This is a genomic window from Streptomyces roseolus (genome assembly GCF_014649855.1).
Lineage (GTDB): Bacteria > Actinomycetota > Actinomycetes > Streptomycetales > Streptomycetaceae > Streptomyces > Streptomyces roseolus.
Window position 1 is genome coordinate 12,261 of the sequence record NZ_BMTV01000026.1, and the last position, 16,948, is coordinate 29,208.

Sequence of the window (16,948 nt, forward strand, 5' to 3'; positions counted from 1 at the left end):
TTCCCGGACCGGGAGCGCTCCCCAAGGCGGCGTCGAAACCCTGCCGCTCCTTCGACCTTCCGCCAAGGCGGCCGGGAGGCACCGGGGTTGAACCTGCGGGCCGGGAGGCCCGCCGCGAGGCGGCCCGTCGGGCGCCGGCGCCGACGACCGGGCGCACGGGGAGGATCAGCGGGGGGCACCTGTCCGTCGACGAGGGCGACGAGCATGCGCGCCGTCTCTCGGCCGAGACCCTCCATGGGCTGGTGCGCCGCGGTCTCGACCACCTCGTCGAGGGCCGACCGCCGTCGCGGCACGCCGTCGGCCATGATCCGCCTTCCCGTCGCGGCCTGAACGCCTGGAAGACCGGAAGCGCTTCCGGTCGCAGGGACGGAGAGCGTGATCACCGCCGCGTGAAGTGGTGTTCACGTGAGGCCACTTGACAGCCGAAAGAAGCGCAACCCACGATACGGCGACGCCCCGGACCTACCGAACCGCTGCTGGAAACGCTTCCATTGGGAGCGCTCCCAACGTTCTCGGTACGCCCTCGGCGTGCCGGTGTCCCCAGCGGTCGGAGCCGCCGCCGCACGGGGACCTCGTACCACCGCACTTCCTTCGCGCGTCGCCCGCTCGGGACGAGAGCACACGACGCTTCCGCCGTCAGGAAACCGAGGTACAGCCATGCGCCACAGGATCCGCACGCTCGTCGCAGCACTCTCCGCGCTGCCGTTGGCGCTCGCCGTCGCCCCGCCCGCCCACGCGGCGGATCCCACCACCATGACCAGCGGGTTCTACGTGGACCCCGATTCCAGCGCGAAGAAGTGGGTCGCCGCCAACCCCGGCGACGGCCGGGCCGCCGCGATCGGCGCGTCCCTCGCCGAGACCCCCACGGCCCGCTGGTTCGGCGCCTGGAGCGGCACCATCGGCACCGCGACCGGCGCGTACGTGGGGGCCGCCGACCACCAGGACAAGCTGCCCGTCCTGGTCGCGTACAACATCCACCTCCGCGACTCGTGCGGCGGTCACTCCGGGGGCGGCGCCTCCTCGCCCTCCGCGTACGCGACCTGGATCGCCCAGTTCGCCGGCGGGATCGCCCAGCGCCCGGCCGTCGTCGTCCTCGAACCCGACTCCCTCGCGGACTACGGCTGTCTGAACCCGACCCAGATCCGCGAACGCCAGGGCATGATCAGCGGCGCCGTCGCCGAGTTCAACCGTCAGGCCCCCCACACCTGGGTCTACCTCGACGCCGGCAACCCCGGCTGGGTGAGCGCCGGAACGATGGCCCAGCGCCTCCACGAAGCCGGCCTCCGCCAGGCGCACGGCTTCTCCCTCAACGTCTCGAACCACTACACCACCGCCCAGAACACCGCCTACGGCAACGCCGTCAACGGCGAACTGGCCGCCCGCTACGGCTACACCAAGCCGTTCGTCGTCGACACCAGCCGCAACGGCAACGGCGCCAACGGCGAGTGGTGCAACGCGGCCGGCCGCCGCATCGGCACGCCCACCCGGCTGGGCGGCGGCGCCGAGATGCTGCTGTGGATCAAGGCCCCGGGCGAGTCCGACGGCAACTGCGGCGTCGGGACCGGCTCCACGGCCGGCCAGTTCCTCCCCGAGGTCGCCTACAAGATGATCTACGGCTACTGACCCTCCGGCTCCTGCGGCCCGGACTCCGCCGCAGCGCGACCGGGCCACAGGCACGCGTCCGCCCTCCGCGCCCTCGCCTTCGCCCTCCGGCCAGGAAAGCCGGCCCCATGAAGCCGCGCGGCCCACGACGCCGCGCGGCCGCCGCCCTCGCCCGGGTCGGGTGCGCCGCGCTCAGCCCTCGCGGCTCCGCCTTCCCCGGGCCGGCCGGACGACCGGGTTCCCGCCGCCGTCGAAACCGTTGACGGTGGCGGCGGGCGGTCACTAATCTCCGCTCCAGATCCCCGTCCTGCCGACCGCGGTGCGACGCGGCACTCCTTGGGAGCGCTCCCATACGATCGTTCCACCGGACGCCGCCGGGCATGACCCGTGCCGGCCCGTCCGAAAACCCCTGGCTCTCCACCGGCTCGCGCCCGTCCGCTCGTCCCGCCGACGCCCCACGACTTCCCGTAGGAGCCGCACATGCCCCCCACCACAACGTCCTTACCGCGCCGCGCCGCGCGCCTCTCCGGCGCGCTCCTGGCGGGCGCTCTCCTCCTCGGCGGTCTCACGACCGTCCCGGCCGCCGCCGGTACGTCCGCCACGGCGGCGACCTCGGCCGTACGCGTCAACCAGGTCGGCTACCTGCCCGACGGTCCGAAGCGCGCCACCGTCGTCACCACGGCGACCCAGGCGCTCGGCTGGCAGCTGCGGAACGCCTCCGGGACGGTCGTCGCCTCCGGTTCGACCGTCCCGCGCGGCGCGGACGCCCCCTCCGGGCAGTCCACCCAGGTGGCGGACTTCTCCTCGCACCGGGCGACGGGCACCGGGTACGTCCTGACCGTGGACGGCAGCAGCAGCGCGCCGTTCGACATCCGCGCGGACCTCTACGACACGCTGCGCTCCGACTCGATGGCGTTCTTCCACCACCAGCGCAGCGGCATCACCATCGACGCCTCCCTGGTGGGTTCCGCCCACGCCCGCCCGGCCGGACACCTCGGCGTCGCACCCAACAAGGGCGACACCGCCGTCCCCTGCCAGGCGGGCGTGTGCGACTACACCCGCGACGTCCGGGGCGGCTGGTACGACGCCGGGGACCACGGCAAGTACGTGGTCAACGGCGGCCTCTCCACCTGGCTGGTCGTCAACTCCTTCGAGCGGGCCGCACGGGCGGGCAAGGAAGCCGCGCTGGGCGACTCCACCCTGCGCGTCCCCGAGCGCGGCAACGGCGTGCCGGACGTCCTCGACGAGGCGCGGTGGGAGCTCGACTTCCTGATGCGGATGCAGGTGCCCGACGGCAAGCCGTACGCGGGCATGGCGTTCCACAAGATCCACGACGCGGCCTGGACCGGCATGCCGACGCGGCCCGAGCAGGATCCCCAGCCGCGCGAACTGCACCGCCCCTCCACGGCGGCCACCCTCAACCTCGCGGCCGCCGCCGCGCAGTGCGCCCGGGTCTTCCGGCCGTACGACTCCGCCTACGCCGACCGCTGTCTGTCGGCCGCCCGCCGGGCGTGGACCGCCGCGCAGGCCAACCCGGCGCTGTACGCCCCGGATTCCGACAGCACGGGCGGCGGCGCCTACGGGGACACGCGGGTGACCGACGAGTTCTACTGGGCCGCCGCCGAGCTGTACGCGGCGACCGGCGAGAGCGCCTACCGGGACGCCGTCACCTCCTCGTCCTGGCACACCTCCGCCGACGCGTTCAGCCCGTACGGCTTCGGCTGGGCGGACACCGCCGCGCTCGGCCGGCTCGTCCTGGCCACCGTCCCGACCGGGCTGCCCGCCGCCGACACCGCCCGGATCCGCTCCTCGGTGACCGCCGCGGCCGACGGCTACCTGTCCAGGATGGCCGCCCAGGGGTACGCCGTGCCCGTCCCCGCGGACGGCTACTTCTGGGGATCGAACGGCGAGGTCGCCAACGACGCCGTCGTCATGGCCGTCGCCGGAGAGCTGACGGGCGACGCGCGCTACCGTGCCGGCGCCCTGGAGACCATGGACTACCTGCTGGGCCGCAACGCCCTCGGCATGTCGTACGTGACCGGTTACGGCGAGACGTCCGCGCAGAACCAGCACCACCGCTTCTGGGCACACCAGTTGGACGCCTCGCTGCCCCACCCGCCGGCCGGCTCGCTCGCGGGCGGCCCCAACAGCGGGCTCCAGGACCCGGTGGCGCAGGAGCGGCTGCGCGGCTGCGCCCCCGCGGCCTGCTACGTCGACCACATCGACTCGTACTCGACCAACGAGGTGGCGGTCAACTGGAACGCCCCGCTGGCCTGGCTCGCCGCCTACGCCGCCGAGCGGACCTCCACCGGCGGCGAACCGCCCGCCGCCGCCTGCGCGGTGACGTACGCGGTGGACAACGTCTGGAGCACCGGCTTCACCGCGACCGTCACCGTCAGGAACACCGGTCCGACGGCCGTGGACGGCTGGCAGCTGGCCTGGTCCTACGCGGGCGGCCAGAGCGTCACGAGCGCGTGGAACGCCACCGTCACCCAGAACGGCACCGCCGTCAGCGCCCGCGACACCGGCTGGAACCGGACGATCGCCCCCGGCGCGACCGTGAGCTTCGGAGTCCAGGGGACCCACACCGGCTCGACGCCCTCCCCCACGGCCTTCACGCTCAACGCGAGCGCCTGCGCCTGACCCGGTGGCCGGGTCCGGACGGACACCTCCGTCCGGACCCGGCCACCAGGTCCATCGGTCCGCGGGTCAGACCGGCAGGACGATCGCCAGCGCGCCCGACGCGTCGACGACGCCGCACCACTCCGACCAGGCGCGGGGGACGACCCGGCCGGTCCGGTGGTGCGCGAGGTCCCAGAGGGCGTGGGCGAACCAGCCGGCGGCCACGACGTACAGCGCGGCCCTGCCGTCCACGAGGAGGACCGCCGCCGCCCACGCGCAGAAGACGACGAGGCCGGCCGTCTGGACGGTGAGCGCCCGCCGGTCGCCGAGTTCGCCGCGTACGGCCCCGAAGGCCAGGTAGCACAGCGGCATGACCACGAGCAGGGCGGCGAGGAAGGAGGCGGGCGGCAACCCGTCGGCGAAGGTCGCCACGGCGAGGACGAGCGCCAGCAGGGTCGGCCAACGGCGGGCGAGGAAGCGGATCGTCGTCATGCCACCCACTGTCGGCCACGGAACCGCTCCGGTCACCGGTCCGTCGCCGGAATGCCCGGCGTCCCGGTCCGGACGGACGTCCGGACCGGGGTCACCCCCTGGAGGGGCCCGCGGAACGCGCGGAACGGGCGGTGGCCCTCGTCGGTCTCGCGTCGGCCGAACTCCTCGGCACCGCCCGCGTCACCACGGACCCGGGGCGTGTCTTTCGGATCATGCCGGGCTCGCGACTCCCCCGGCTACCGCTGGGAGGTGCCCCCGTCCGCACGCGCTCCCCCAGAGGGGGCACCCCCAGCCGCGTTGTCGTCGGTCGCCGATGTCCCCCGGGCTTCGCCCGGGAGGTGCCCCACCGCAGGGACTCCCTCCTCCGCCTCGCGACGCACGGCACCGGACGCCGCGAGCTGATCCGGCCTGATCCGAAAGACACGCCCCGGCCCTCGCCGACGCGCTCGCGGACCCGCTCCGCCGCACCGGGTGTGGGCGGCCGCCCCGGGCGGCGCCCCGGCCGCGCGGGCCGCCGCCGGGGCGGGCACCGGGCGGTAGGGTCGGCGTATCGAGGTTCAGGATGGAGCTGGGGTGCAGGTGAAGCGGCCGACGATGGCGGACATCGCCCGGCGGGCGGGCGTGTCGAAGGTGGCGGTCTCGTACGCGCTCAACGACCAGCCGGGGGTGTCCGAGACGACCCGGGCCGCGATCAAGGCGATCGCCGAGGAGCTCGGCTGGCAGCCGAACAGCGCCGCCCGCGCGCTGACCGGCGGACGGGCCCAGGCGGTCGGGCTGACCGTGCGACGGCCCGCGCGCACCCTCGGGGTGGAGCCGTTCTTCATGGAGTTCATCAGCGGCGTGGAGACCGTGCTCGCCGAGCGTTCGTACGCGTTGATGCTCCAGATGGCCGGGGACCAGGAGCAGGAGATCGAGGTCTGCCGGCGCTGGTGGGGCGAGCGGCGTGTCGACGGCGTCTTCCTGATGGACCTGCGGACCGAGGACGAACGGGTCGGAGCGGTCCGGGAGATCGGGCTGCCCGCGGTGGCCATCGGGCCTCCGGAGGTCGCCGGGGGGCTGCCGGCCGTCTGGTCGGACGACGGCGAGAGCGTGCACGAGATCGTGCGGTACCTGGCGGCGCTCGGGCACCGGCGGATCGCGCGGGTGGCGGGCCCCGCCGGGCTCGCGCACACGGCGGTCCGCGACGCCGCCCTCGCGGAGGCCTGTCGGGAGGCCGGCCTTCCGGTGGCGGCGGTGGTGCACACCGACTACACCGGCGACGCGGGCGCGCGGGCCGCGCGGGCTCTGCTGATCGCCCCCGAACGGCCGACGGCGCTCGTCTTCGACAACGACATCATGGCGGTGGCCGCGCTGTCGGTGGCACAGGAGCTGGGGCTGTCGATCCCCGCCGACGTGTCGGTCGTCGCCTGGGACGAGTCGCCGCTGACGCAGGTGGTGCGCCCGACGCTGTCGGCCGTCACCCGCGACATCGCCGCGTACGGGGCCCGTTCCGCGACCGCGCTCCTCGCGCTGATCGACGGGGAGGACGTCGACAGCGTCCGCGACGGATACGCGCACTTCGTGCCCCGGGGCAGCACCGCCCCGCCGTCGCGGGGGCCCGGCCCCCGCTGACCGCCCGTCCCCCGGAGGAGTGCGCGGGGGTCGGGCCGTCCCTCGTACGGCCCGGCCCCCGCGTCGCGGCGCTCCCCTACTTGGTGGCTCCCCGGGCGAAGCCGTTGTAGATCCAGCGCTGGAGGAGCAGGAAGACGACCAGCGTCGGGACGATGACGAGGATCGCTCCGGCGGAGATGGCCTCCCAGTGCGCTCCGAAGGGTCCCTTGAAGCGGAAGAGCGCGGTGGAGATCGTGCCCAGGTCCTCGGAGTGCAGGTAGAGGAAGGGGATGTAGAAGTCGTTGTAGGTGGTGATCCCCTTGATGATGACGACGGTGGCGATCGCGGGCTTGAGCAGCGGGAAGATGATCTTCCGGTAGATGGTGAAGGCGTGGGCGCCGTCGAGCCGGGCGGCCTCGTCGAGCGAGACGGGGATGCCGCGGATGAACTGCAGGAAGATGTAGACCGAGACGATGTCGGTGCCCATGTAGAGGAGGATGGGCGCCCAGCGGGTGTCGACGAGGCCGAAGCCGTTGATCACCTGGAAGGTCGCGACCTGGGTGGTGACGCCGGGCACGAGGGTGGCGATCAGGAAGCCGGCCATGACGAGCTTCTTGCCGCGGAAGTCGAAGCGGTCGACGGCGTACGCGGTCATGGAGCCGATGATCACCGTGCCGCCGATCGAGAACAGCAGGATGAAGGCGGTGTTCCCGAACGCCATCAGCATCTTGCCGTCGTGGAACGCGGTGACGTAGTTGTCGAAGTTGAACCAGTTCCCCGGCAGGGAGAGCGCGCTGCCGTCGCCGACCTCCTGCGAGGTCTTGAGCGAGGTCAGGAAGACGACCACCAGCGGGATCAGGACGACCGCGGAGGCCACGAGGAGCGACAGGTAGGTCAGCAGGCCGCCCACGGGCGGCCGGCGGCGGGGCGTGCGGGGCTCCTTCACGGAGGCGGCGGTGAGGTCGGGGGAGGTCATACGAGGTCCACCTTGTCGTCGGGCACGAGCCGGCGCTGGATCCAGGTGATCAGCAGGATGATCAGGAGCAGCACCACGGCCGCGGCCGAGGCCAGGCCGGTCTTGTTGAACTGGAAGGCGAGCTTGATCGTCTGGATGACGAAGGTCTGGGTGCCGGTCGCGCCGCCGGTCATGATGTAGGGGATCTCGAAGACCGAGAGGGATCCGGAGATCGCCAGGATGGCGCTGAGGCTGATGACGGGCTTGATGCTCGGGGCGATGATGTGCCGGAACTGCTGCCACTTCCCGGCCCCGTCCAGCTCGGCCGCCTCGTACAGCTCACCGGGGATGGACTGGATCGCACCCAGGAAGAGGACGAAGTTCAGTCCGGTGAAGCGCCAGACGGAGACGCCGGCGAGGGAGACGTTCGCGGACGTCGGGTCGCCCAGCCACGCGTGGTCGGTGCTCACGCCGAGCCAGGCAAGGACCGAGTCGAGGGTGCCGCCGTCCTGGAAGAAGTACAGGAAGACGAAGCCGATCGCGACGCCGTTGATCAGGTAGGGGAAGAACAGGATCCCCTTGAAGAGGTTCCGGAACCGCAGGTCGAAGCTGAGGATCACCGCGAAGTAGAGCGCGACCACGATCTGGACCGCGGACGCCGCGAGGTAGTAGCCGCTGACGAAGAAGACGCGGAAGAGCTCGGGCCGGGTGAAGATCCGGACGTAGTTGTCGAAGCCCACGTTCTCCCGGTCCGGGCTCACGCCGTCCCAGTCGGTGAAGCTGTACGCGATCATGCTCGCGACGGGGACGTACGTGAACGTGATCAGCAGGGCGAGCGGGGCCGCCAGGAAGAGCCAGGGCGTGATCCGCCGGAGCGGCGAGTCCCGCCAGGACCTCGTCCTTCCGGCGGCGGGACCGCGCCGGCCGCCCGCCGGGCGCCGTCGGTCCCTTCCCGTCTCGTCCCTGCCCTTGTCCGTGCTGGATCGCCCTGTCATGGCGGCGCCCTCTGGTGCGGTGTCGGTGGTGTGGGTCATGTCGGCCTTTCGTGTCCGCGGCTGCGGAAGGTCCAGGGGCCCCGGCCGGTGTCGTACGGCCGGGGCCCGCTCCGTCGGTGTCAGCTGCCGACGGTCTTCGCCGCCTCGTCCCACCTCTTGTTCAGGTCGGCGAAGAAGTCCTCGATGCTGCCCTTCGCGGCCCCGCGGGCCGTGTCGATCAGCTTCTGGCGATAGTCCTGCTTGTTGAGGCCGATCTCGGCCGCCTCGTCGATGTCGTTGACGGCCGCGGTCTTCGCCTCGGAACGGTCGAAGAACCTGACATCGTTGTCAACGAAGTCCTTCAGGGTGGCGGGCATGGGAGCCGACTTGACCGCGGAGACCACGCCCTCCTTCTCCGCGAAGCCGGACTTCTCGGTGAACCAGTCCACCCAGGCGCGCGCCGCGGGCTTGTTGTGCGAGTGGACGCTCACGGCCTGCTGGTAGTCGGAGACCAGGGCGGCGCAGTGCTTGCCGTCCTTCTGGGCCGGGAAGGGCATGAAGCCGATGTCGTCCGGCGAGCCGCCGGCCTTCTTCGCCGCGTCCCGCATCTGCGTGATCGACCAGGAGCCGAGCATCATCGTGGCGATCTCGCCCTCGCCGAGGAGCGCCTTGGAGGTCTCCCAGTTGGTGGTGGTCGGGTCCTTCTCCGACAGGCCCCGCTTCACGATGTCGTGGAGGAGGCCGTCGATGGCGCGCAGCTCGCTCCCGGCCTTCCAGGGGGACACCGGCCCGGCGAGGGCGTCGCTCGCCCGGGCGTCGCAGCCCACGACCCCGAGGTTGGCGGTCCACTGGACCATCGGCCAGCCGTCCTTGAAGTTGGTGTAGTAGGGCGTGGCGCCGGTCTTCTCCTTCACCGCCTTCAGGCCCGCCAGGAACTCGTCCGGGGTCTTCGGCCAGGAGGTGACGCCGGCCTGCCTCCAGAGCTTCTTGTTGTAGACGAAGCCGTTGGCGGTGCCGAACTGGGCGATGCCGTAGACCTTGCCGTCCACCTCGGTCTTGTCGCCAAAGCGGTACTTCGACAGCTCCTCGGCCGTGCCGAGGGGGGCGAAGAACTTCGGGTAGTCGTTCTTGGCCACCGCTCCGGGGATGAGGAGCACGTCACCGTAGTTGTCGGTGTTCATGCGGATCTTCACCTCGCCCTCGTAGTCGGTGATGCCGTCGAACTCGACCTTGACGTTCGGGTAGACCTTGTTGAACTCGGCCGCGTACTTCTGGAGCGTTCCGTTCTGGACCAGGTCGGTGCGCTGCGTGAGGACCTTGATCTCGCCGGAGACCTCCTTCGGGTCCGAGGGCGGAGCGGCGACCTCTCCGGTCGCTCCGCCGCCTCCGCCGCCGCACGCCGACAGCGCGAGCATCACGGCGGCCAGCGCGGCGCCCGAGAGCGCGGTCGTCTTCTTGTTCCCCATGGCCCAACTCCTTCAAAGTCACGGCTCAGGTCATCGGTGGGATGACGGCACTATGTCAGCCAGTCGTGAACCGGTAAAGTGTCGATTTCCAGCGTGATGCCCAATCGTTACCCGGACCCTTGGTCCGCTGAGGGCCGATGAAGCCTCGTACCCCTTGCACAACGCTTCACAGCGACTCTGCTTCACCGGTTCATGGACAGTTAAGTAAATGTCCGGCTAACTTGTCGGCCCGTACACGCATCCCGCCCACTGCCAGGCGATTGGAGCCGCACACCATGAAGGACCTCACCCAGCTGCACGAGGGGTGGACCCTGCGCCACGAGGGCGCAGCGCTCCCGGCGCAGGTGCCCGGTTGTGTCCACACCGATCTGCTCGCCGCCGGGGTGATCCCGGACCCGTTCCTCGGGCTCGACGAGACCGACGTCGCCTGGGTCGGGCGCCGGTCGTGGTCGTACGGGACGGATCTGGCCCACGACAGCGGGCACGAGCGCTCCGAGCTGGTCTTCGAAGGCCTCGACACCGCCGCCGAGGTCCTGCTCGACGGCGCGTCCCTCGGCTCGACCCGGAACATGCACCGCGTCCACCGCTTCGACGTCACGGGGCGGAGCGGCCGCCTGGAGGTCCGCTTCGACTCGGCGTACGACGAGGCGGAGCGGGTCCGCGCGCTCACCGGCGACCGGCCCAACGTCTACCCCGAGCCGTTCCAGTACATCCGCAAGATGGCCTGCTCCTTCGGGTGGGACTGGGGCCCGACCGTGGTGACCGCCGGCATCTGGCGGCCCGTGCGGATCGAGCACTGGTCGACCGCGCGGCTTTCCGAGGTCCGCCCGCTGGTCACCGTGGACGGCACCACCGGCCGCGTCGAACTGCGGGTCGGGGCCGTGCGCACCGAAAGCGGGACGGGCCGTCCGCTCACCCTGCGGGCCACGGTCGCCGGGTCGGTCGCCGAGACCTCCTTCGAGGGGGCGGAGGCGGTGCTCCGACTGGAGGTGCCCGAGCCGGAGTTGTGGTGGCCGCGCGGGTACGGCTCCCAGCCGCTGTACGGGCTCGACGTGGAGCTCCTGGACGAGGACGGGTCGCCGCTCGACTCGTGGTCGCGGCGGATCGGCTTCCGTACGGTGACCGTCGACCGTTCGGCGGACGAGCACGGCACCGGCTTCACCTTCGTCGTCAACGGCGTGCGGATCTTCGCGCGCGGCGTCAACTGGATCCCCGACGACGTCCTGCCGTCCCGGGTCACGCCCGAGCGCTACCGCACGCGCCTCGCCCAGGCCGCCGAGGCCAACATCGACCTCGTGCGGATCTGGGGCGGCGGCATCTACGAGGACGACGCCTTCTACGACGTCTGCGACGAGCTGGGCCTGATGGTCTGGCAGGACTTCCTCTTCGCCTGCGCCGCCTACCCCGAGGAGCAGCCGCTGCGGGGAGAGGTGGAGGCCGAGGCGCGCGACAACGTTGTCCGACTGATGCCGCACCCCAGTCTCGTGCTGTGGAACGGCAACAACGAGAACCTGTGGGGCTTCCGCGACTGGGACTGGGAGGAGCCGCTCGCCGGCGACTCCTGGGGCGAGGGCTACTACCTCGGGGTCCTGCCCCGGATCGTCGCCGAGCTCGACCCGACCCGCCCCTACACCGCCGGCAGCCCCTGGTCCGGCTCCTGGGACCACCACCCCAACGACCCCCGGCACGGCACCCACCACTCGTGGGAGGTCTGGAACCGGCAGGACTACGCCGAGTACCGCGCCGACGTGCCCCGCTTCTGCGCCGAGTTCGGCTGGCAGGCCCCGCCCGCGATCAGCACCCTGCGGCGCGCCCTGCCCGGCGAGGACCTGGCTCCCGACTCCCCCGGGATGCTGCACCACCAGAAGGCCGAGGACGGCAACGGCAAGCTGAACCGCGGCATCGAGCGCCACTTCGGCCTCCCCGACGGCGACTTCGACCGCTGGCACTACCTCGCCCAGGTCGTCCAGGCCCGCGCCGTCGCCGCCGGCATCGAGCACTGGCGCTCCCACTGGCCGGTCTGCGCGGGCACGGTCGTGTGGCAGCTCAACGACTGCTGGCCGGTGAGCAGCTGGGCCGCCGTCGACGGCGACGGGCGCCTCAAGCCGCTCTACCACGAGCTGCGCCGCGTCTACGCCGACCGGCTCCTCAGCCTGGTCCCCGCCGACGGCGGTCCGGTCCTCGCCCTCGACAACCAGTCCGGCACCACCTGGCGCACCACCGTCACCCTGCGCCGCGTCGCCGCCGACGGCACCGTGCTGAAGGAGGCCGCCCTCGACCTGGAGGCCGCGGCCCGGACGGTGGTACGGGTGGTCGTCCCGGTGTCCCTCCTGCCGGCGGCCGACTCCGGCAAGGAACTGCTGGTCGCCGACGCGGACGGCCTGCGCGCGGTCCATCTCCCGGTGTTCGAGAAGGAGTTCGCCTATCCGGCGCCCGTGTACGACGTCCTGGTCGAGCCGGCCGGGGACGGCGACTCGGTCGTGACGGTCACCGCCCGCACCCTCGTACGGGACCTCCTGCTCCAGGCGGACCGGCTGGCCCCGACGGCCCGCGCCGACCGGGGCCTGGTCACCCTGCTGCCGGGCGAGCGGGCACGGTTCGCGGTGCGCGGCTGGGCCGGCGACGACCCGGAGGCCGTACGGGCGGCGCTGTTCAGCGTGGGAGCGGTGTGAGCACCCCGGCCCCTCACGTTCCCGGCCGGCGGGTCACGATCAACGACGTGGCCGCCGTGGCCGGGGTGTCCAAGGGCGCGGTCTCCATGGCCTTCAACAACCGCCCGGGGGTGTCCCCGACGACCCGGGACCGCATCTTCGCGGCGGCCCGGGAGCTCGGCTGGAGCCCGAACCAGACCGCGCGCAACCTCTCCGGCCGGCGGGCGGGCATCGTCGGCCTGGCGATCTGCCGGCCGGCGCGGCTCCTCGGCCTGGAGCCGTTCTACATGGAGTTCATCTCCGGCCTGGAGGACGTCCTCGCCGAGCGCTCCTGTTCGCTCCTGCTCCGGCTCGTGCGCGACCTGGACGAGGAGACCGCCCTCTACCAGGAGTGGTGGCGCGGCAGGACCGTCGGCGGGGCGATCCTGGTCGACTTCCACCGGGACGACCCGCGGATCCCGCCCCTGCGGGCCCTCGGCATGCCCGTGGTGGCCGTCGGACATCCGTCGCTGACCGGCGGGTTCCCGTCGGTCTGGACGGACGACGCCTCGGCGGCGGCGGAGGCGGTGCGGTACCTGGCGGCGCTCGGGCACCGGCGGATCGCCCGCGTCGGCGGCCCCGCCGGGCTCGGCCACAGCGGCATCCGCGCCGCCGCCTTCGAGGCGACCATGGCCGAGCTGGGGCTGAACGGGGGGCGCCAGGTGGCGACCGGCTTCGTGGGAGAGGAAGGGGCCCGGGCCACCCGCGGTCTCCTGATGTCCCCGGACCGGCCGACGGCCATCGTGTACGACAACGACATCATGGCCGTCGCCGGGGCCGCGGTCGCCTCGGAGATGGGACTCTCGGTCCCCGACGACGTCTCCCTGCTGGCCTGGGACGACTCGCAGTTGTGCCGGCTGACCCACCCGCCGCTGTCCGCGATGAGCCACGACGTGCACCACTTCGGGGAGGAGGTCGCCCGGACCCTGTTCGGGATCATCGAGGGGACCCACCGGGGCGCCCGGCAGGTGCCCACGCCGTCCCTGACGCCGCGGGGGTCGACGGGCCCGCCACGGCGTACGTAGGCGGTACACGCGCGAGGAGCGGGTTCCGCGGCGACGTGTCGGCGGGACCCGCTCCTCGCGCACCCGGTGCGCCGCGGTGGTACGGAGGCCGGCCCTCGGCGCGGGAAGCACCGTCGGGCCGGTCGGCGGGGAACGGCCGCGCCGGTGGACGCCGGTCTCCTCGGCGGTCCGGCGGATGCCGTCGGGGCCGTGGAAGAGGCGCTCGCCCAGGGGGGTGGGCCGGTCGGCGTCGAAGCCGGTGGCGAGGCCGAGGCCGAGGTATTCGACGCCGCCGGTCCGGTCCCACTGCCCGGAGAATGCGCGGCTCGGTTCCGGGCAGTGGGGGGTGGCCGCGGGGACGGTTCGGTCACCGCATTCGTCGATCGCGGTTTTCTGCCGATTCCCGGCGGCCGAGCCGAGAGTAGAAGTCGTCACGGCCGAGAAACAAGAGCTTTGACATAACCGGTTAAGTTCAGGTTGTCGGTTTAGCGGCGCCCCTTCCTTCCGCGCCGCGCCCGCTCACCCGTCCCCTCCGCGCCCCGCCCGTTCACCCGCTGTGTTCCGCCGCGCCGGTCGTGGCGCGGAAGGCCGTGCCGGCGCCCTCCAGTCCGGTCTCGGCGCCCGCAGGCACGTACACGGCCCGTCCCGGACCGATGGCCAGCCGCTCCCCGGAGCCGGAGGAGACGGTCACCGTCCCGGCGGTGCAGAGGAGGATCTGCGGAGCGTCCACCGTCACGCGCCGCCGGGGCCCGCCGGCCCGGAGGAGGTACCGCGACAGGCGGAAGTCGTCCACCGGCGCGGGGTACACCTCCTCGCCCTTCTCCTCCCGGGGGGTCAGGACGCGAGCCGGGGGTGCCCCGAAGCGGACGACCCGGGCCAGTTCCTCCGCGTCGACGTGCTTGGAGGTCAGTCCGCACCGCAGGACGTTGTCGGAGCTCGCCATGATCTCCACTCCGAGTCCGGAGAGGTACGCGTGCGGGACTCCCGCCCCGAGGAACAGCGCCTCCCCCGGGCTCAGTTCGACCTGCCTCAGCATCAGCGCGGACAGGAGCCCCGCGTCGCCCGGGTGAGCCCGGGCGACGGCGTCGTAGGCGGCGAGGCGGGCCTCGTCCGGACCCGCCGCCGCGTCCGCCAGCGCTCGGGCCACCGCGTCGAGCAGGCCGGCCGGCGGACGGAGGAAGGCGCGGAACACCTCCGCGAGCGCCAGGGGCTCGGAGACGCCCCGCAGGGTCTCGGCGTACGGCCGCAGGGCGGGCACCGCGAGCGAGTCGAGCAGGCGGGCGGCGTCCGCCGCGCTCCGGAAGCCGCACAGTCCCCGGAACGGGGTGAGGGCGACGATCATCTCGGGCTTGTGCTGGTCGTCGCGGTAGTTGCGGTGCGGGGCGTCCAGGGGAACGCCGAGCGCGTCCTCCCGGGCGAATCCGGCCCGGGCCTGGGCGAGGTCCGGGTGCACCTGCACGGAGAGTGGCGCCTCGGCGGCCAGGAGCTTGAGCAGGAACGGGAGCCGGGGCCCGAACCGGCGCACGGTGACCGCTCCGAGTTCCTCCTCGGGGTGCGCGGCGACGACCCGGTCCAGGGGGGCGAGGACGCCGCCTCTGGACACCCGGGAGGGCGCCGCCGGATGGGCGCCCATCCACAGTTCGGCCTGGGGAGCCCCGGTGGGCGGCACGCCCATGAGGTCCGGCAGCAGGGTGCGGGAGCCCCAGTCGTAGGGCTGGACGGTGTTGTGGAGGAGATCCATGGTCGTTTCCTGGAGTGCGTGCGGTGGGATCGAGGGAGGGCGGAACGGCGGCGGGGACTCCGCGGCGCCCCGAAACGGACTCCCCGGCGCCCTGAAGGGGGTGCGCGGTGCCCTGAAAGGGGTGCGCGGTGCCGTCCGTCGGGCGCGACGGGCCGGTCCCGCCCGCGTCCCGCCCGACGGGTCCGGCCGTCAGACGGGCGTCCGCCCGCCGGTGCCCGCCCGGGAGCGGGAGAGCCGGGGGGCGGCGGCGCCCGCGGCCGCGGCGCCGATCAGTCCGGCGTCGAGAGCCAGGCCGGCGGGCACGACCGGGACGTCCCGCGTGAAGTCGAGGACGGCGTACGACCTCAGGTGGCGCCGCAGCGGCGCGAACAGCACCTCGCCCGCTTGCGAGACCCCTCCCCCGACGACCACCAGGTCGAGTTCGACGAGCGCGGCCGTGGCCGCGATGGCGGCGGCCAGGGCGCGGCCGGCCCGGTCGAAGGCGGCGAGCGCCCGCGCGTCGCCCGCACGGGCCGAGACCGCCACCTCGCGGGCCGTGGCGGGGAGGCCGCCCGGGGGCGTCCAGCCCGATTCCAGCGCGTGGGCAGCGATCGCCGTGCCGCTGGCGTAGCGCTCGACGCATCCCCGGGCGCCGCAGGGGCACACCGGGCCGTTCTGGTCGACGGTGATGTGGCCGATGTGGCCGGCGTTCCCCGTCGTTCCCGCGTGGAGGGAACCTCCCAGGACCAGACCGCCGCCGACCCCGGTCGAGACGACCATGCACAGGGCGTTCGCCACGCCCTTCGCCGCTCCGATCCAGTGCTCCGCCGCCGCCATGGCGACCGCGTCGCCGACCAGCACGGGCTCGACGCCGTCCGGTACGGCGGGATGGTTCCGCACCCGCTCCACGAGGGGGAAGCCGCGCCAGGCGGGGATGTTCACCGGGCTCACCGTGCCCGCGGAGGTGTCCACGGGTCCGGCGCTCCCGATCCCCATGCGGGACAGCGAGGCCCACTCGGGCCGGGTCGCCAGCTCGTCCACGACCGAGGCCACCGCGGCCATCATCGCCTCGGCGGACTCGCGCGCGGGAGTGGGCCGTCGCGCCGCCGCCACCACGCGCCCCTCGCCGTCGACCAGCGCCCCGGCGATCTTCGTACCACCGATGTCCAGCGCTCCGTACACCATCCGCCCAACCTCTCCAGAACCGTCTCGCGTTCGTGCGAGACACCACTCTGCGAGATGATGACAACGTTGTCTAGTCGGAACGGACCCGGTTGAGTCACGTCATGGCCGGCGCCCGCCCGAACCCACGGGGGACACGGGGAGGGCGGCCGGAGAAAGGGGCGGCCGGAGAAAGGAGAAGGCGGCGCGGGAGGCGGGATCACGCTCCGGCGCCGGGCGGACCGTGACGCCGTTCCGTTCGAGGAGGGCCGCGGTGACGCCGTCGCCGGCCGTCAGCCGGCCGGTGGACGAACCGTCATGCACCGCGCCCCCGTCGCACGAAGGGCTGCGCGGCATCAGCAGGGCCTCCCGGCAGCCGGCGCTCCGGGCCGCCCGGAGCGCGAGACGGGCCCCGGTGACGCATTCCGCCGTCACGTCGCGGCCCGTGTCGTCGACCACGCGTGCCGTGCCGTCGAGCACGGCGCCCCCGTCGCCGCCGACCGGCTCGGCGGGGCGCCTCGGGGTCGTGAGGCCCCCGCCGTCTCCGGGCAGAACGGGACCGGCCCGCGGCCCGCGAGCGCGGCCTCGATCGCCGGGGGCGCCTTGTGCCGTCCCTCGAAGCGGCACGGCACTCCGCGCAGGCACGCGCTCGCCGGCACTGTTTCCATACCG

General features: G+C 73.1%; 11 protein-coding genes and 1 pseudogene. 5 read left to right on the forward strand and 7 right to left on the reverse strand.

All coding sequences use genetic code 11. The features are described 5' to 3' along the window. Positions 1-657 precede the first annotated feature (657 nt). Both IE245_RS27400 and IE245_RS27405 read left to right on the forward strand, forming a co-directional pair. Entirely contained in the window at positions 658-1,623 is a 966-nt protein-coding gene (locus tag IE245_RS27400) for a glycoside hydrolase family 6 protein (RefSeq protein WP_189952268.1), read from the forward strand. A gap of 459 nt (positions 1,624-2,082) precedes the next feature. Beyond that, positions 2,083-4,245: a glycoside hydrolase family 9 protein gene (locus IE245_RS27405; RefSeq protein ID WP_189952270.1), complete on the forward strand. Its 2,163-nt coding sequence runs from the start codon at positions 2,083-2,085 to the stop codon at positions 4,243-4,245. A gap of 66 nt (positions 4,246-4,311) precedes the next feature. Here the strand turns inward: IE245_RS27405 and IE245_RS27410 are convergent, their stop codons facing one another. Further along, on the reverse strand, positions 4,312-4,716 hold the full coding sequence (locus IE245_RS27410; RefSeq protein ID WP_189952272.1) for a hypothetical protein: 405 nt from the start codon (positions 4,714-4,716) through the stop codon (positions 4,312-4,314). A 579-nt stretch (positions 4,717-5,295) separates the two neighbouring features. Here IE245_RS27410 and IE245_RS27415 point away from each other — a divergent pair. Beyond that, positions 5,296-6,327 (forward strand): LacI family DNA-binding transcriptional regulator, encoded by a 1,032-nt coding sequence (locus IE245_RS27415; RefSeq protein WP_189952454.1) that lies wholly within the window; start codon positions 5,296-5,298, stop codon positions 6,325-6,327. Positions 6,328-6,403: 76 nt separating this feature from the next. Here the strand turns inward: IE245_RS27415 and IE245_RS27420 are convergent, their stop codons facing one another. The 3 genes from IE245_RS27420 to IE245_RS27430 form a co-directional block, all read right to left on the reverse strand. Continuing rightward, on the reverse strand, positions 6,404-7,282 hold the full coding sequence (locus IE245_RS27420) for a carbohydrate ABC transporter permease (RefSeq protein ID WP_229851569.1): 879 nt from the start codon (positions 7,280-7,282) through the stop codon (positions 6,404-6,406). Then, the gene (locus tag IE245_RS27425) at positions 7,279-8,256 is read right to left on the reverse strand and encodes a carbohydrate ABC transporter permease (protein WP_189952456.1); all 978 of its coding nucleotides are present in this window, start codon (positions 8,254-8,256) and stop codon (positions 7,279-7,281) included. The genes IE245_RS27420 and IE245_RS27425 overlap by 4 nt, the downstream gene beginning before the upstream one ends. 119 nt (positions 8,257-8,375) lie before the next feature. Then, positions 8,376-9,701 (reverse strand): ABC transporter substrate-binding protein, encoded by a 1,326-nt coding sequence (locus IE245_RS27430; RefSeq protein ID WP_189952274.1) that lies wholly within the window; start codon positions 9,699-9,701, stop codon positions 8,376-8,378. 275 nt (positions 9,702-9,976) lie between these two features. Between IE245_RS27430 and IE245_RS27435 the strand changes: the two genes are divergently transcribed. Both IE245_RS27435 and IE245_RS27440 read left to right on the forward strand, forming a co-directional pair. After that, positions 9,977-12,373: a glycoside hydrolase family 2 protein gene (locus tag IE245_RS27435; protein WP_189952276.1), complete on the forward strand. Its 2,397-nt coding sequence runs from the start codon at positions 9,977-9,979 to the stop codon at positions 12,371-12,373. Next, complete coding sequence (locus IE245_RS27440; protein ID WP_189952278.1) at positions 12,370-13,416, forward strand: LacI family DNA-binding transcriptional regulator; 1,047 nt, start codon at positions 12,370-12,372, stop codon at positions 13,414-13,416. The genes IE245_RS27435 and IE245_RS27440 overlap by 4 nt, the downstream gene beginning before the upstream one ends. Before the next feature lie 526 nt (positions 13,417-13,942). On the opposite strand, the gene manA is transcribed toward IE245_RS27440, so the two are convergent. The 3 genes and pseudogenes from manA to IE245_RS27455 form a co-directional block, all read right to left on the reverse strand. Beyond that, positions 13,943-15,136 carry a mannose-6-phosphate isomerase, class I gene (manA, locus tag IE245_RS27445; protein WP_189952280.1) on the reverse strand — a complete coding sequence of 398 codons (1,194 nt, stop codon included), beginning with the start codon at positions 15,134-15,136 and terminating at the stop codon, positions 13,943-13,945. Between the two features lie 189 nt (positions 15,137-15,325). Next, a complete protein-coding gene (locus tag IE245_RS27450; RefSeq protein ID WP_189952282.1) occupies positions 15,326-16,300 on the reverse strand; it encodes an ROK family protein in 975 nt (324 codons plus the stop codon). A gap of 204 nt (positions 16,301-16,504) precedes the next feature. After that, a pseudogene (locus IE245_RS27455) lies at positions 16,505-16,944 on the reverse strand (2-thiouracil desulfurase family protein); the annotation flags it as partial. Positions 16,945-16,948 lie beyond the last annotated feature (4 nt).

Coding starts and splice junctions, on each gene's coding strand:
- IE245_RS27450 (WP_189952282.1), bottom strand. CDS start 16,300: ATGGTGTACGGAGCGCTGGACATCGGTGGTACGAAGATCGCCGGGGCG.
- IE245_RS27425 (WP_189952456.1), bottom strand. CDS start 8,256: ATGACAGGGCGATCCAGCACGGACAAGGGCAGGGACGAGACGGGAAGG.
- IE245_RS27435 (WP_189952276.1), top strand. CDS start 9,977: ATGAAGGACCTCACCCAGCTGCACGAGGGGTGGACCCTGCGCCACGAG.
- IE245_RS27400 (WP_189952268.1), top strand. CDS start 658: ATGCGCCACAGGATCCGCACGCTCGTCGCAGCACTCTCCGCGCTGCCG.
- IE245_RS27410 (WP_189952272.1), bottom strand. CDS start 4,716: ATGACGACGATCCGCTTCCTCGCCCGCCGTTGGCCGACCCTGCTGGCG.
- manA (WP_189952280.1), bottom strand. CDS start 15,136: ATGGATCTCCTCCACAACACCGTCCAGCCCTACGACTGGGGCTCCCGC.
- IE245_RS27430 (WP_189952274.1), bottom strand. CDS start 9,701: ATGGGGAACAAGAAGACGACCGCGCTCTCGGGCGCCGCGCTGGCCGCC.
- IE245_RS27420 (WP_229851569.1), bottom strand. CDS start 7,282: ATGACCTCCCCCGACCTCACCGCCGCCTCCGTGAAGGAGCCCCGCACG.
- IE245_RS27405 (WP_189952270.1), top strand. CDS start 2,083: ATGCCCCCCACCACAACGTCCTTACCGCGCCGCGCCGCGCGCCTCTCC.